This window comes from Neisseria sp. P0022.S009 (assembly GCF_051956675.1).
Classification (GTDB): domain Bacteria; phylum Pseudomonadota; class Gammaproteobacteria; order Burkholderiales; family Neisseriaceae; genus Neisseria.
In genome coordinates, this window is record NZ_JBQCXE010000100.1 from 1 (window position 1) to 278 (window position 278).

At 54.7% G+C, this 278-nt stretch carries 1 protein-coding gene; it reads right to left on the reverse strand.

The window, feature by feature from the left end:
• A partial coding sequence (locus ACTHUG_RS11625) for a contractile injection system protein, VgrG/Pvc8 family (RefSeq protein ID WP_440386924.1) occupies positions 1-278 on the reverse strand: 278 nt, incomplete at both ends.

Here is a 278-nt window from a genome sequence, read left to right on the forward strand (position 1 = left end):
ACGGTATTGTCGGCTGATTCTTCGGACTGTTTGTTGTCGGTTTCGGCAAAGAGGTCGGTATCGGCACTGCGGTAGTTGTAGTCGGCCGTGCGTATGCCTTCGACGATGGGGTTGTGACGGATGCTGAGGTTGAATAATGCTTCGGTACCGACACTCTCCAATCCGGCATGGGGACGGTAGGAAACGGGTAGGCCTTGGCTGCGCAAGTAGTGTTCGGGACTGTCGCCGAAGACGACTACGTCGCCATGTTGTTCATGCTGTTCGAAGGCATACCAAAT